This window comes from Thalassospira sp. SM2505, from assembly GCF_054901115.1.
The window spans coordinates 851,649-867,033 of record NZ_CM142731.1 but is presented as its reverse complement, the minus strand read 5'-3'; the positions used below and the strand labels follow the sequence as shown (position 1 = coordinate 867,033).

At 55.5% G+C, this 15,385-nt stretch carries 11 protein-coding genes; 5 read left to right on the top strand and 6 right to left on the bottom strand.

The features are described from left to right. Nucleotides 1-44: 44 nt before the first annotated feature. Both ACTU44_RS03985 and ACTU44_RS03980 read right to left on the bottom strand, forming a co-directional pair. Nucleotides 45-1,349, bottom strand: a complete 1,305-nt coding sequence (locus ACTU44_RS03985) for an HlyD family type I secretion periplasmic adaptor subunit (RefSeq protein ID WP_114096714.1) — start codon at nucleotides 1,347-1,349, stop codon at nucleotides 45-47. Beyond that, the gene (locus tag ACTU44_RS03980) at nucleotides 1,349-3,880 is read right to left on the bottom strand and encodes a type I secretion system permease/ATPase (RefSeq protein WP_462096738.1); all 2,532 of its coding nucleotides are present in this window, start codon (nucleotides 3,878-3,880) and stop codon (nucleotides 1,349-1,351) included. The genes ACTU44_RS03985 and ACTU44_RS03980 overlap by 1 nt, the downstream gene beginning before the upstream one ends. Nucleotides 3,881-4,352: 472 nt before the next feature. Here ACTU44_RS03980 and ACTU44_RS03975 point away from each other — a divergent pair, with 472 nt between their 5' ends. Further along, on the top strand, nucleotides 4,353-5,240 hold the full coding sequence (locus ACTU44_RS03975; RefSeq protein ID WP_462096737.1) for a M48 family metalloprotease: 888 nt from the start codon (nucleotides 4,353-4,355) through the stop codon (nucleotides 5,238-5,240). A gap of 70 nt (nucleotides 5,241-5,310) precedes the next feature. Here ACTU44_RS03975 and ACTU44_RS03970 read toward each other — a convergent pair whose 3' ends face one another. Next, nucleotides 5,311-5,550 (bottom strand): hypothetical protein, encoded by a 240-nt coding sequence (locus tag ACTU44_RS03970; protein WP_462096736.1) that lies wholly within the window; start codon nucleotides 5,548-5,550, stop codon nucleotides 5,311-5,313. 189 nt (nucleotides 5,551-5,739) lie between these two features. On the opposite strand from ACTU44_RS03970, the gene ACTU44_RS03965 reads away from it, so the two are divergent. Both ACTU44_RS03965 and ACTU44_RS03960 read left to right on the top strand, forming a co-directional pair. Continuing rightward, on the top strand, nucleotides 5,740-6,075 hold the full coding sequence (locus tag ACTU44_RS03965) for an HNH endonuclease (protein ID WP_462096735.1): 336 nt from the start codon (nucleotides 5,740-5,742) through the stop codon (nucleotides 6,073-6,075). Nucleotides 6,076-6,184: 109 nt separating this feature from the next. Then, nucleotides 6,185-6,913, top strand: coding sequence for a MarC family protein (locus ACTU44_RS03960; protein ID WP_462096734.1), 729 nt, complete (start codon nucleotides 6,185-6,187; stop codon nucleotides 6,911-6,913). Between the two features lie 26 nt (nucleotides 6,914-6,939). Here the strand turns inward: ACTU44_RS03960 and ACTU44_RS03955 are convergent, their stop codons facing one another. After that, on the bottom strand, nucleotides 6,940-8,088 hold the full coding sequence (locus ACTU44_RS03955; protein ID WP_114096710.1) for an HPP family protein: 1,149 nt from the start codon (nucleotides 8,086-8,088) through the stop codon (nucleotides 6,940-6,942). 189 nt (nucleotides 8,089-8,277) lie between these two features. Next, on the bottom strand, nucleotides 8,278-10,662 hold the full coding sequence (locus tag ACTU44_RS03950; protein WP_462096733.1) for a transketolase: 2,385 nt from the start codon (nucleotides 10,660-10,662) through the stop codon (nucleotides 8,278-8,280). A gap of 524 nt (nucleotides 10,663-11,186) precedes the next feature. On the opposite strand from ACTU44_RS03950, the gene ACTU44_RS03945 reads away from it, so the two are divergent. Then, nucleotides 11,187-12,152, top strand: a complete 966-nt coding sequence (locus ACTU44_RS03945) for a hypothetical protein (RefSeq protein ID WP_462096732.1) — start codon at nucleotides 11,187-11,189, stop codon at nucleotides 12,150-12,152. A 146-nt stretch (nucleotides 12,153-12,298) separates the two neighbouring features. Here the strand turns inward: ACTU44_RS03945 and ACTU44_RS03940 are convergent, their stop codons facing one another. Next, entirely contained in the window at nucleotides 12,299-13,531 is a 1,233-nt protein-coding gene (locus ACTU44_RS03940; protein ID WP_336080028.1) for a methionine gamma-lyase, read from the bottom strand. Nucleotides 13,532-13,755: 224 nt separating this feature from the next. On the opposite strand from ACTU44_RS03940, the gene ACTU44_RS03935 reads away from it, so the two are divergent. After that, a complete protein-coding gene (locus ACTU44_RS03935; RefSeq protein ID WP_462096731.1) occupies nucleotides 13,756-15,381 on the top strand; it encodes a sigma-54-dependent transcriptional regulator in 1,626 nt (541 codons plus the stop codon). Nucleotides 15,382-15,385: the final 4 nt, after the last annotated feature.

Below are 15,385 nucleotides of genomic sequence, written 5' to 3'. Positions count from 1 at the left end.
GTTGTATAGGTCACCCGACACACCTGTCCGGCGTACCGAAAAACTCATTGCTCGCGGAAAGCGCGCTCGAAACTGGTCGTAATCGGGGAAAACAGATAGGCAAGGATCGTTCGCGAGCCTGTTACGATCTCAAGCTGGGCGGGCATGCCAGGAGACAGGATCATGCCTTCATGCTCGGCAAGACTGTCTGCATCGATCTCGACCATGGCCTGAAAATACGATCTTCCTTCCGAATCGGTCAGCCGGTCCGGGGACACATCGGTCACCACACCCTTGACCGGTGCGAACCAGCGCTGGCTGAATGCGGTCACACGGATATTCACCGAAAGCCCCGTAGAAACCACATCAATATCATTGGGCGAAACGCGGGCCTCAATGACCAGCCGGTCATCAAGCGGCACAATTTCAAGAACCTGTGCTCCGGGCGGGATGACCCCGCCAACCGTGGTGAATTGCATATTGGTCACGGTCCCGTTGCGCGGGGCCTTGATATCGGACCGCACCAGAACGTCCTCGGCCGAACGCAGACGTTCATTCAGATCGGAAATCTCGCTTTGCACATCGCGCAGTTCGGTATTGATCGACTGCAAATGATCACGCATCAACTGCGACTGACTGGCTTTAACCTGCTGGATTTGCTGCTCGATCCTTGCGATATCAGCCGAAAACCGTCCGATATTGCCAAGCGTTTCAACCAGCCGGCTTTCGAGCTGAAGCAAGCGTGTCCGCCGGGCATAGCCAAGATCGACCATCGGCTTGACCATGGCGAGCTCTTCCTTGACGATCCCGACCTGCTGCTCGGACGCGGTTTTTTGCTCACGCGTGCCGACGATCTCGCGACGCAATTCCTTGATCCGCTCGTCATAAAGTTCGAGCTCGCCCTTGAAGGCACTGCGACGACTTTCAAACAGGGTACGTTGCGAGTCGGTAATCGAGAAATAGCGCGGATCTTCGAGCGCAGGCGGGAACACCAGATGGTCTTTCTGTTCGCGCTCTGCGATCAGTCTGGTTTGCGTCGCCAGGGAATTGAGATACCGGTTATTGAGCAGATCAAAGCTTGCCCGTGACCGGGTATCATCAAGGCGAATCAGAACATCACCGGCCTTTACCCGCGCACCGTTGCGCACCAGAATTTCGCTGATGATGCCGCCTTCAAGATGCTGCACGCTCTGGCGTCCGGAAAATGGCGCGACCACGCCACTTGCGGTCGCGGCAGAATTGACCTCGGCGGTTGCCGCCCAAAACATCACCGATCCCATACCCAGAAACAGAATCAGGAAACCAAGCCGGACAAGCGGTTTGACATCGGTATCAAGTTCACGTGCGGTTGGTAGCTGAACCCCGGACATCAGGCACCACCCTGTCGACGTTTGGCCGATCCTTCAACCACGCGCAATTGCGGACGTCCCCGACGCGGTGCATCAGGTGTATCGCCAGCGGGATTTTCCGTCACTCTGGCCCGGCGTGCTGCTGCCCGCTCGGCTGCTGCGCGTTCGGCATCTTCGCGCACCTTGCGCATGCGCATCGCGGCCTCTTCACGGGCACGCGCGATGGCTTCGGCCTCGGTCATTTTGCGTTTGGGGGCTGCTGCCTTGCGATTTGCTGTATCGGGGCGTGCGACCTTTGGTTTCGCGGTCTCCTGACGGCGCGGACGTCCCCTGGCTTCAGGGGCCTTGGCTTCAGGGGGCCTGATGGTTTTGGGGACTTCGGCGGCTTCAGGCTTCGCCTCATCCGTCCAGCTCACCGACTTTTTCTCAAGCCCGGCTTTGGCCGGTTTATCTGCCTTGGGCATGACCGGTCGCATGGTCATCATCGTGCCGCCCGGAGTTGGTTGCGGTTTCATTTCGGGCTTGATCCCGGCGGCCTGTTTGGCTTCCTGGGCACGCCCCGATCCGACTTCATTGCGCCCGCCGAAATCTTCGATTTCGGGCATTTCCGGTTCTTCAAGATCAAGCTCGTCCATCGCACTTGCCGGATGCTGACCGGCGGCCGAATTCTTTTCGACAATCGGTCGCGGTGCATCAGGATTGGGAACTTCGATCTGTTTGGGCGTGATACGCATCTGACCGCCTTGCAAGGCTGCGGCCTGAACCGGTGCGGCATCCGCCAATGGATCCGGCAGATCGGAACTACGCCGCATCGGTGGCAAGCCACGGGCAATATCCTCGGTCTGGACCGCCGGTTTGCCCGGTTGCGCCTGAGCCTTTACCGGGACAACCTGGATTTGCCCGTCGGCAAGCGCAAGGATCGCATCCGCGCGCGCCAGAATCGCGCGTTCATGACTGACGATAAAGGTCGTAATGCCGTTGCGACGCAGAACATCAATCAGATTGCTGATATGCTGAACCCCGATGTCATCAAGGGCCGTTGTCGGTTCATCAAGCAACAACATCCGGGGCCGTGAGAAAAGAGCCGCTGCCAGAGCAATCAGTTGCCGTTGCCCGCCTGAAAGGTTACGCCCGCCACGATCAACGCGCGTGTCATAACCTTCGGGCAGATCAAGGATAAACTGATGCGCCCCGGCCAGTTCGGCGGCCTGAATGATGTCCCGCATCTCTGCATTGCCAAGCCGGGCAATATTTTCGGCAATCGTCCCGGGGAACAGGAACGGGTTTTGCGCCAGATAACCGATCTGGGCACCGATTTCCGAACGATCCGCGCGCGATGCCTCGACATCGTCCAGCTTGACCGATCCCGATCCGGGCAACCAGATGCCCATGATCAGCTTCAAAAGAGCTGTCTTTCCGACGCCATTAAACCCGGCAATCGAGATGATTTGTCCGGGCCCGGCCTTGAACGAGAATCCCTTGAACAGGACGTTGCGGCTATTGGGTGGTGCGAAAACAAGACGATCCACACTGACCGCCATCCCCCGTCCACGCGGCATTGGTGCCGGGACGGTCGGGCGTTTTTCAAGCAGGATTTTGTTTAACCGTTCAAACGAATTGCGCGCAGCATTCCAGCTGCGCCAGGCATTCACAGCCCCGTCAAAGGGCGCAAGCCCGCGCATGCCAAGGATCATGGATGCAACCATGATCCCGATCGTGATGCTTTCGGACAGAACCAGATAGGCCCCGACCCCGATAAAGCACACCTGCATGGCAAGCCGGATGAAATGCGAAAGCGTGGTCGATGTCCCGACCCGACGGCTGGCCTGCCCTTCCCAGTATAAAGAATCAGACTGATCGGCCTGCCAGCGCTGGCGGGCCGACTGGGTCATGCCCATGGCTTCCATCGCCTCGGCATTGCGGACATAGGTTTCTTCCTGCGCAATACCGCGGTTCTGGCTTTCTTCGGACCGGTCGACGGAAATCTTTGCTGCAGCTTCGTTGGCAATCGCAATCGCGATCAAAAGCACCGCCCCGCCACAGGCCACCAGACCAAGACGGGTATCAAAAATAAAGACCACCCCGATATAGACCGGTGCCCACATGAAATCGATCAGTGCAAAGGGCCCGCTTCCCGTCAGGAAGCCCCGCAATCCATAAAGATCACGCAGCGGACGCTGGCGCATCGGGGCACCGCGTGCGGATTGCTGGACCACATGGGCAAACAGGTCCCCGCCCAGACGCAAATCCAGTGCCGTACCAACCCGGATCAGTACCCGCGACCTGAGCTGTTCCATCGAGGCAATGAACAAAAGAACAAGCCCGATACCCACCGTCAAAAGGGCCAGCGTATCAACACTTCGGCTTGAAAGGACGCGGTCGAATACCTGCATGGAATAGATCGGGATCACCATGTTGAGCATGTTGATCACCATCGAGAATCCGCCCACGAGCGCGATCGACCGCCAGAACAACCGTTCAAGCGGGGTGCGATCCCCCTCACGCCCCGCATCCGCTTTGCGGGTTGGCCGGATTTTATCGAACAGGCCCATTCAATCCTTCCGTTTTGCCATCCTTGGCACTGACTTTATCATAGCATGACACCGGTTTCCGGCATCTGGCTATCACGCATGGCAAACGCCCCGCGCAACAAAGATACGACGGGCAACCTAGCCAATGGCATACTGCCACTATTCTAGTGGAATATATAAGGATGTGTTAAAATTTCGCCGCAAATCCCTTTATTTCATTGCTTTATCGTCAATCAGTAACAGTTTGCAATCGTGTTTTCGGCATGGCGAAATGACCCTTCGGGATTCCGCAGTATTGCCTGTCATAGATCAATACTCTCAACGCTTTATCTGCAATAATCGACGAACGGATCAACACGGCCCGATTTGCGCAAGGACCGGTAACATCCCTATCTATAGATCAGAACGCTATTCCCGCGTTGAACGCAGACGGTAACCGGATCAGTCCGATACCCGCCACAGATATCCAAGACTCGCAACATGCGGAGAAACCATGTCAGATGATACCCCGCAGCTTCCTGATTTCATTCAGCGATTTCTCGCCATTCAACCGGGCGGGATGTCCCATGCCGGGACATTGATGGCCTGCATGATCGGCGTTCTTGCCGCCTGTGCCTGGATGCTTGGCGGGTTATCAATGATGATATCGGCCGGAATTGCGGTTGCGATGATGCTCGCCCTGACCCCGATGATCTCGCCCGACATCCTGATGAAAATCCTGCGCGCCAGTCCCCTTCCGGCAAAGGATTATCTGGCCATTCACGAAATGAACCATCTGCTTTCGGATCGTGCGGGACTGGATCACAGACCGAACCTGTTCATCCTGCCCGGCAAGGGGGTCAATGCGATCACGACCGGCACGGATGATCACACCACAATTGCCATTTCAAGTGACGCCTTGCACAACCTGTCCCCGCGCCAAATGCGTGCCATTCTGGCCCATGAAGTCGCACATGCATGGCATGGCGATACCCGCATCCTTCTGATCACCGACGTCCTGTATCGCGCGACATGGACCATTGCACTGTTTGGTCTGGCGATTTTCATCTTTGGTGATTTCAATCCGCCGGCATGGATGATTGTCGTGTTTGGTGCCGTTCCGACCATCAGCTTTCTTCTGCAACGTGCGGTCATTCGGGATCGCGAATTTGCCGCCGACCATGGGGCAAGCGATCTTCTGAATGGTCCCGAAGACATGATTGATGCGCTGTTGCACATTGATCAGATCAATCGCAAACGTCTGGGTCTTGTGCCCTATCGCAGCACCCAGCCGCCAAGCCTGCTTGATACTCATCCATCGGTTGGGGCGCGGATCAAGGCACTCCGCGCCCTCAAACCCGGCACGTGGCAAAAATTCTTTGAAAACCGGCGGATGCCGTGACGTTATCGAGTAGATGGATCTTACCCAGCACATTATCCAAAATGTGGCGTCTTTTTATGCTCTTTTAAAACTACCCAACAAATAGCTTATCAATCAGCAGCTCCAGCTTGGCACCTAGAATTGTTGGCTGGTATTCTTTATCGAACCCATCCACATCCAATCTTTCGATGCAGCCCTCCCTCAAGCTATCAGCATCTTTCTGACTTAGCTCCTGCCCCTGAGCAGCCAACTTCAGAACGTTTTTCAAGTGCTCGTTGATTTGCAGCTCAGACTCAAGAAATAGAACTTCCTCTCGGTTCAACTTGACCAACGTCTTACCCTTCCTCCAAACGCGATGACGCTGCCCACGAACTTTATTTTTTTTGCCCAAACCAACCTTTTGATGCCGACATATCCCAACCATAGACACCAACATCTGTTCTTAATCTTCTGTAGCAATCACCTTAGCCAAGCTTTGAAAGTGTTCAAAAATATACGTTACCAAGACTAAACTAAGGATATGCCAAACAGCAACAAGACAGATACGTCATATCTCGGCACCTGTGCGATTTGTGGTCGGGTGATGATCGCAGGTCCCAGTGTTGACCGCCATCACTGGTACCCGAAATCACAGGGCGGCACTGAAACCGAATGGCTCCATCGCGTTTGCCATCGCATGATCCACCGCCTGTTTGATGAAGCCACCCTTGCACGCGACTATAACAGCCCCGACAAGCTGCTTGCCCATCCCGATATCATCAAGTTCGTTAAATGGGTGCGCAAGAAACCGGTTGATTATGTCGACTGGCCGGAAAATGCCGGTCGTTACGGGCGCAATCGCAGCAGGCGTCGATAAGAGCAGCCTTGCCCAAAACGGCAAAAGAACTGCCCATTTAGCCATTTACCTGCCAAGATAGACGCAATATACGCATCCATCGCGCACGCGCGGAAAGCAGGAAGAACCGATGCCAAGCCTTGATATGTTGAACGAACTGATCCCGGTCTTTGTCACGCTGTTCGTGATCATTGACCCATTGGGCCTTGTTCCGGTTTTCATTGTCCTGACACAGGGCACAAGTGCCGCCCATCGTCGCCGCATGGCAATCCGCGCCTGTCTGACCAGCTTCTTTATCCTCGCGGCCTTTGCCCTGATTGGCGAAGGATTGCTGGGTATTTTCGGCATTCACATGCCAGCCTTCCGGATTGCCGGGGGTACGCTTCTGTTTTTGATCGCGCTTGAAATGCTGTTTGAAAAGCGCAGCCAGAAACGCAACCAGCGCGCCGAACAGGTTCAACAGGAACTTGAAGAAGATCACGACGCGGAAAAAACCGAAAAGACCAAATCAAAGGCCAGCGCCAACGCGTCAACATCCGGCCACACGATACCGGATGACGAAGCGGACGATATCTCGATTTTCCCGATGTCGATCCCGTTCCTGTCGGGGCCCGGTGCGATTGCATCGGTCATGCTTTTGATGGGCAAATTCGAAGACAATATCGCCATGCAGGCAAGTGTCATTGGCGTGGTTGCCGTGGTGATGGCAATTGCCTTTGTCTTCTTCCTGGCTTCAAACGTCGTTGCCAAACGCCTTAGCCCGACGGTCGCGACCGTGGTTTCACGCCTGCTTGGCATGATCCTTGCCGCCCTTGCCGTGCAGTTCATCATTGATGGTGTGAAGCAGGCATTTTTCTGATTTCAGATACCTGCTGCACACCGGATTCAGGCTGCGGCCAGTCCTGCATGGGCCAATGCGGCAATCAGGTCGGTTCGCGTTACGATGCCGATGATCTTGCCATATTCAACAACCGGCACGGCATCACATGCCCCATCGGCCATCAATGGCAACAGAGCCGCAATCGGTGTGCTGGCCGTGGCGCGGGGTTCGGTCACCGACATTATTTCGATGGCCGTTACCGGCGCACCGCGTTTCCGGTCAATCAGGCGTGCCATTGCCGACATAAGGCCACGATCAAGACGCAGCGCGTCTTCGCGGGCACGGCGGATCAGGTGTATCTGAAAGATAACCCCCAAATATCGCCCGTCTTTTTCGACCACCGGCAAGGAGGTAAAGCTGTGACGCCGGAAAAGATCGGCAACATCGCCAAGGGACGTATCGGACTTAACCGTTACCAGATCGCGCGACATGATATCGCCAGCAGTCAATGGCCCGGTCCGATGCGACGCAACCTGTAGCTCTGCTGCCCCGATCAGGCGCGCCAGATCTTCAACACCAAGGTTCAGGCTTTGGCGATATTGCTGCAAAATGGCATTCAGCTCCCCCTCATTGAGCCCAAGCCGTTCAATCGGCGGGCGGTCGGATGTTTGGTGAATGCTTTTGTCATCGAAATGACGCAGCGGATATGACCGCCCCGTTGCGCGCGCATAGATCATCGCAATCACGACCAGTGCTGTCGTAATCGCCGCGACCGGCGTCAGGGCAAACCGGAAACCCAATTCGCTTGCGATATCAGGGCCAAGGGCTGCGACCATTGCAACGGCCCCGCCGGGCGGATGGACTGCACGTACCAAAATCATCGCCGAAATGGCAAGTGCAACAGCCAGCGCCACACACAGGACCGCATCATCAACGACCATACAAACGGCAATTCCGGCCAGTGCCGACACACTATTGCCGACAATGGCCGACCATGGCTGGGCCAGCGGACTGTTGGGCACTGCAAACAGCAGCACCGATGTCGCCCCGAATGGGGCAATCAGGTACAACCCGGCATCGTGCAGATCGAAGAATGACAGCAGAAATCCTGCCACCCCCAAACCGATCAGGGCGCCAATTCCGGCACGGACGACCTCGAAAGGTGTGCTAAAAGGCATCGCGGGCATAAAACCGCGAAGGTAATTGTGTTTCATCGGAACGTTTCACAACCCGGCCAAAAATTGAACAGGCCTGTAGTGTTTAATTATTATAAATAGCGTTCTGTCCTCGTACTTTGAAACACCCTGCCCGTCAATCGCTACACCACGTCACAAACCACTCCCGAAAAAAAAGGAGGGTACATAACCCTCCTCCGTTGTCGACCTGAGTGTCTTTAATGTTGATCAGTCCCAGCGTTTTGCAGCACGCAGGATGGCATCGGTTCCGATCTGGTAATGGTCATAAAGCGCGATACTGTCGCCGCACTGGCCAAAGCCGTTCACGCCCAGCGGTGCAACCGCATGCCCACGGACCGAACCCAGCCATGCAAGGGCAGCCGGATGGCCATCAATCACTGTGACAAGACGGGCATCAGATGCCAGCGGCTTGAGAAGGTTTTCCACATGGGACATTTCGCCCTTTGACTTGCCTTCAAGCCGCGCACGTTCCAGGTCCTGCCATTCATTGTAAAGCCGGTCGGTAGACGTCACCGCCAACAAGCCCAAGCCCGGATGATCTTCCGAAAGCTTTTCCCACGCCGCCATGGCTTCGGGTGCCATCGCCCCGCAATAGGCGATTGCCATCTTGCAATCCTTGCCCGGCGCGCGGAGCCAGTAACCGCCTGAAACGATTTCCGATTTGGTGGCATCGGAAAGTTCGCGTTCGGGCTGTGCCAGCGGCTTGGTCGACAGGCGCAGATACACCGATCCGCCCTTCGGGGCCTGCATATGATCAAAGGACCAGCCCATGATGGTTGCAAGCTCGTCGCCAAAGCTTGGCTCAAAGCTGGTCAGGCCCGGCTGCCCCATCCCGATCATCGGGGTTGAAATCGACTGATGCGCGCCGCCTTCGGGGGCCAGCGTGATACCACTTGGTGTTGCCACGACCATGAACCGCGCATCCTGATAGCAGGCATAGTTGAGCGCATCCAGACCACGCGCAATGAACGGATCATAAAGGGTGCCAATCGGGAACAGGCGCTGTCCGAACAGACTATGCGACAGACCAAGGGCCGCCAGATTCAAGAACAGGTTGTTTTCGGCAATGCCAAGTTCAACATGCTGACCTTCGGGCGATCTGATCCATTTCTGGGCCGAGGGTACCTTGCGTTCCCGGAACTCATCGGCCAGTTCTTCCCGCCCAAACAGGCCACGCTGGTTCACAAAACCGCCAAGATTGGTCGAAACCGTCACGTCGGGTGATGTGGTGACAATGCGATCAGCAAGGGCAGAGTTTTTCATCTTGGCAAGTTCATTAAGGATTTTGCCAAATACTTCCTGGGTGCTCGATGTTTCCACCCGCGCATAGGGCATTTCCGGAATGGTGATGACTTCGGCCATCTTGTGGCGCGGGGCGCGGTCATTGAACGGCGCGTTCTTGATATAATCACGCACACGATCAGCACTGACATCAAGGCCCGCCGCCATATCCCATTCCTGTCCGTCGGCGATCTTGTTCTGAAGCTTGAAGGCATCCATCTGCGCGACATTCATAAGCCCGGCATGGTTGTCCTTGTGGCCCTGAAGCGGGGTGGCATAGCCCTTGACGGTATAGGCGATAAACACGGTCGGTTTGTCATTGGGAACGGCATCAAAGGCATTAAGAACCGCCTCCATGCAATGGCCGCCCAGATTGGTCATCAGATCATGCAGGGCATCATCATCATAATCCCCAAGCAGGCTTGCCAGTGCATTGTCGCCGGGCATATCCGACAATATCTGTTTGCGCCATGCCGCCCCACCCTGGAAGGTCAGGGCCGAATAGATGTCGTTTGGCGCATCATTAAGCCATTTCTTCAATGACTTGCCGCCCGGTTTGGCAAAGGCATCGTGAAGCTTGCGACCATATTTGATGGTGATCACGTTCCAGCCAACGGCCCGGAAGAACCGGCCGATCACGCGGAACAGATGGGCATCAATCATGCCATCAAGGCTTTGACGGTTATAGTCAATCACCCACCAGACATTGCGAATGTCATGCTTCCAGGTATCAAGAAGCGCCTCATAGATATTGCCTTCATCAAGTTCGGCATCGCCGACAAGGGCAACCATGCGGCCGGGCACTTCGCCCTTGGGCAGCATGTTTTTGTAACGCAGGTAATCCTGCGTCAGTGCTGCGAAGTTGGTGACCGCCGCGCCAAGACCAACCGAGCCGGTGGAAAAATCGACCTGATCGCCATCCTTGGTCCGCGAAGGATAGGACTGCGCGCCGCCGAATGACCGGAAATTCTCAAGCTTCTCCCTGGTCTGGCGGCCAAACAGATAATTGATCGCATGGAAAACCGGACTTGCATGCGGCTTGACCGCAACCCGGTCCTGCGGACGCAGAACATTGAAATAAAGGGCCGTCATAAGGGTTGTCATGGATGCACAACTGGCCTGATGACCACCAACCTTGATGCCGTCACGTTTCGGACGCAGATGGTTGGCATTATGGATCGTCCAGCTTGATAGCCAGCGCACCTTTTTCTCGATCTGACCGAGCATCTCCAGATCTTCGGCCTTCACGTTGCCGGTGCTGGTTGCTTCGATAATTTCACCGATTTCCGGGGCGGCATCCTGTGCTGACATTTTCCTGATCCCTTTTTCACGCCTGATGTTCCGGGTCTCTTTCGGGCTCGTCTCTGAACCCGCAATATTCCGGTATTGAATTACCGATTTTTAAGTCACCACTGCGGAAATCAAGGGATACCAACATCATTTCACACAAGATTCGTCACTTTTGGTTCAAATGTGGAATCGGCTGCGACATTCCCGGTCAAACATTCGAATTTCCCGTCTGAAACAATATTTCGTGGTCGCGAATCGCCGATGTCAACAGTGCGATTCGTCTCTCCGCAGCCTGCGCGTAACGGGCTCTGGAACACAGGGCATCGGGGGCACGCCACCCCCGGCAAGCTTGACCTGACCGGTATGGTGCCCATGCCTGAGGACTGCCTGCGGTCATCTCGCCTGCCGTCGGGATATTGCGGAGATACCATCCCGCTCGCAAGAAATGGCTAGGGCTGAACATCCCCCGATTGTGTAGTGATCGAACCATCCGTATAGTCCTGTCCTCAATTCACTCCATACCACTCTATTGTCCCGGATTTCTCTTGGCTCTTTCCACTTTCATTACTGCATTACCCGACGCGTTCAGACACGGTGTGCTCACAGCACTGCTTGCCGCTTTGCTGAATGCGTTATCCGGCTTTGGTCCGGCACGGGCTGATGAAAGGGCCCCGCAACAAGCGCGCCCGGTTCTTGAGATCAGACTTCCCATAGATCAGCGGTCAGACTATTGCAAAGGGGTCACACCATGGGACAGACATTCGGAATATCATGTTGAATTGTTGCGCCTTGCAATACGACTAAGCGGCAGGGACATCACAATCACACCGGTTTGCATGGATTATCCGACCGAGGAACGCCGGGTATCAATGCTGCTTGCCAACGATCCGATCAATACTGTCCATTTTGGCACCTCTCAGGATCGCGAAGACAAGTTACTGCCAGCCTATGTCCCGATTTATCTGGGGACGACGGGGCTGCGACTTTTCATGGTGCTCGATGAAAATCTGCCTGCCCTTGAATCCGTCAGATCAATGGATGACCTTCGGAAATTTTCGATGGGTCAGGGACTTGGCTGGCCGGACACGAAAATCCTGATCGAAAACGGCTTTTCGGTCTCGGACGGACGCTATAACACCTTGCACAAGATGCTTGATGCCAAGCGGTTTGATCTTTACCCCCGCGCCTTCTGGCAAATTCTCGGGGAATGGCGCTGGATGAAGGAACAGGCATCAAACATCAAAGTCTCACCGGAAATCGGGCTTTATTATTCCCAGCCGATCTATTTCTTTTTCGCCCCGGGGGAACCGGAACTGCGCGATGCCATTCAAACCGGACTTGAACGCGTTTATTCGAACGGCTTGATGTTTGAACTTTTGAAGAACCATCCCGAAACCGCCCCGTCCTTTCATCTGATCGACCTGAGAAAACTCCGCGTCATTCTAGGCACAAACAAAAATTTGCCGGAGAAATCGAAAGAAGTCCTGAAAACATACGGCCTCTTTGACTAGCACCCTGCACCAGACACCCCGAGAACGGCAAGGATGACCCTGACGCCACGGGGGATACTCATCTGGTCAAAGAGCCAGCCTGCGATCGGGCAGACCGGCTCTCATTTCCTTTCCGGGCGTCTGATCGGGAAGTTGGGCCCGCAGCCTTATTCAGCGGCAATCGCCATTTCGCCGCCATCAAGCGCATTGGCAAGATCAGCCAGAATATCGTCAATGCTTTCAAGTCCGGCTGACAGACGGATCAGGCCATCAGTGATCTGATATTGCGCACGCTCTTCGGCAGTGTAGGTCGAATGGGTCATGGATGCCGGATGCTGGATCAGGGTTTCGGCATCGCCCAGGCTAACCGCACGGGTGATCATGTTAAGGCCGTTCATCAGCTTGCGGCCTTCTTCGATCCCGCCTTTAAGCTCAAAGGCAATCATGCCGCCAAAACGATCCATCTGCTTTTTCGCAAGGTCGTGCTGCGCAAAGCTTTCAAGGCCCGGATAGAACACGCGATCAACCTTCGGATGGGAATCAAGGAACGCTGCGATCTTCTCGGCATTGTCGCAATGGCGCTCCATACGCAGCTCAAGCGTCTTAAGCCCGCGCATCACAAGATTGGCATCCTGTGCCGACAGAACCGCACCGGTCATGTCCTTAAGCCCGACCAGACGGACCTGCGTCATATCTTCAAGCGAGCCAATTACCGCACCGGCCATAAGATCACCATGACCGCCCAGATATTTGGTGGCCGAATGCACCACAATGTCGGCACCCAGTTCAATCGGGCGCTGCAGATAGGGGGTGCAATAGGTGTTATCAACAACCACCTTTGCACCGTGTTTATGGGCAATTTCGGAAATGGCTTCGATATCGACCAGACGCATATTCGGGTTGGCAGGGGTTTCGAAATAGACAATCTTGGTCTTGTCCGAGATCGCCTTTTCCAGCTCAGCCGGATCGGTCAGATCAACATGGGTATGCTTGATGCCGAACTTTTCCAGACCATGACGGAAATAGGCGAATGTGCAGCCATAAAGGGTCCGATCAACAATGATCTCGTCACCCGGCGCGATAAAGGTCCAGAAGACCGAGGTGATCGCCCCCATGCCCGATGCGGTCGCAAGCGCTGCCTCACCGCCTTCAAGCACTGCCAGACGCTTTTCGAGAAGATCAAGGGTCGGGTTGGCAATGCGCGAATAGATGAAGCCCTGCTCGTCACCGGCAAAGAACCGACCGCCCTGCTCGGCTGTTTCGAACGCAAAGGTCGAAGACATATATACCGGCGGGTTCAGCGCACCATTGTGGCTTTGCGGATCATAACCATGATGAATCGCACGGGTGGCAAAACCGGTTTTGGCGACATTGCTGTGGCGGCTGTCATTGGCAGACATGTGAGGCTCCTGAAAATGCGTTTATTCTGCCCTCACATCCGCAATCCCCGTGCCAGATTGCAAAATCCCCGATTTTCAAGGCTTTGCACCATCAGCGCAAAAATCTAGTGTAAATAATTATTTACACATCTCATTCCCAATTCGCACTTTACGGCAAATACACTGGAAATCAGGCGCTTGATAACGTATACTTTTCGTTACAGTGTAAACTTATCGGTACAGACATGCGGTTTGAAATACGCGGCGAAAACAGACTGGGCATCACACGTGACGTGGTCAATGTCCTGACCGATCAGGGGCTGGATATCCGCGCGTTTGAAGTCACCACCCATTACATCTATGCCGATATTCCGGCCATTCAACCGGGTCGTTTTCCGCTTTTATCCCATGCGCTTAAACAGATCCCCGGAATATCCGACATTCGCGAGATCGACCGCCTGCCGACCGAACGCCGCCGCGCACAGCTTCACGCGACCCTTGCCGCCCTTGGCGATCCGGTGATTGCCGTTGATGCCAATGGCCTGATCGCACAGGCCAATCCGGCTGCACAATCCATTGCTGGCACCAATGACAAGCCTCTTCGGGATCAGGATATTTCCAATATCCTTGCCGAACCATCAATTGAAGATTTGCGCCAAAGCGGTTTTCACCTTCCTGAACATGAAGTCACTTTAGGCGGTCAGACCTATTTGCTTCAGGTCGAACCGATTGGTCATGTCGATGATGGATCGGACGCAGGAGATGACGAACCCTGGGGCGGGGTGATGGTGTTTCACCGCGCCGCACGGCTCGGTCGGGTCATTACCGCCCTTCAGGATCGCAGCCATACCGGCTTTGACGACATCATCGGCACCAGCCGCGCCATGACACGGGTAAAATCACAGGCCCAAAGGCTTGCCAATATTGATGCCCCCCTTCTGATCCTTGGCGAAACGGGTACGGGTAAGGAGCTTTTTGCCCGCGCCTGCCACCGCGCAAGCGCGCGTGCCGACCAACCGTTCCTTGCCCTTAACTGTGCCGCCATGCCCGAAGGTCTGGCTGAAAGCGAACTGTTTGGCTATGCCGCAGGCGCCTTTACCTCGGCGCGCCGTGGTGGCAAGCCGGGTCTTCTCGAGCTGGCCGATGGCGGCACGCTGTTTTTGGATGAAATCGGTGAACTGACCCCCTATTTGCAGGCCAAGCTTCTGCGCGTTTTGCAGGATGGCCGGTTCCGGCGCGTTGGCGGGACCGACGAAATTTCCGTTGATGTCCGTATCATCAGCGCCACCAACCGCGATCTTGAAGCCATGTCCCATGACGGCACCTTCCGCGAGGATCTCTATTTCCGCATCAACGTCCTTGGCATCACCCTGCCCCCGCTCCGCGACCGGGTCGAGGACATTGATGATCTTGCCAAATTCTTCATGGCCCGCACGGCCCAGCAAACCGAACGACCGACCCCGCATCTTGCCCGGGACGGGCTTGACTGGTTGCGCGCCCATGACTGGCCGGGCAATGTGCGCGAACTGGAAAATACCCTTTTTCGCGCCGTCGCCCTGCTGGATGGCGATGTGCTTGGTGCGCGCGATCTGACCAGTGCGGCCACCGGCACCATGACAATGCCCGATACAGCAGCACATTCCGAAAGTACCGCCCCGTCTGACGCTCAAACCGCCCCGGCCCATGGGCCCGACCTGATCACCCAGGCCTTGGCGCAGGATGACTTCAATGCCGGACTGGACATGCTGGAACGTGAAATGCTGATGCGGCTTTATCCGGATTACCCAAGCTCGCGCAAGCTGGCAGAGCGGCTTGGCGTTTCGCACACATCAATTGCCAATAAACTCCGCAAATACGGCATTGGCCCCTAAAAAC